Annotated in this window: 1 protein-coding gene; it reads right to left on the bottom strand. The window is 63.2% G+C overall.

Annotation, left to right across the window (positions count from 1 at the left end; all coding sequences use genetic code 11):
- Positions 1-261 (bottom strand): cadherin-like domain-containing protein (locus NR164_RS30330; RefSeq protein ID WP_256823679.1); only part of this gene is annotated, 261 nt, incomplete at both ends.

A 261-nucleotide genomic window follows, 5' to 3' on the forward strand; every position in this document is an offset into this window, starting at 1 on the left:
CGTCTGCCACGCCGTCTACGTCGGTGGCGCTCAGCTTGACCGCGATACCTACGCTTGGATCTTCAGCACCGGTCGCAGTAGTGGTCACAGCCACTGGCGCGTCATTGACCGGGGTCACGGTGATAGTGCCGTTAGCCGGAGCTGAGGTCAGCGGGCTGCCGCCGCCAGCGATACCGCCGTCGGTGGCGGTGTAGGTGAAGTTCGCCGTGCCGTTGAAGTTCGCGTTTGGTTTGAAGTAAACGGTGGCTTCGCCGTTGACGG

The sequence above is a fragment of the Pseudomonas sp. Pse79 genome (genome assembly GCF_024519615.1).
GTDB classification, from domain to species: domain Bacteria; phylum Pseudomonadota; class Gammaproteobacteria; order Pseudomonadales; family Pseudomonadaceae; genus Aquipseudomonas; species Aquipseudomonas veronii.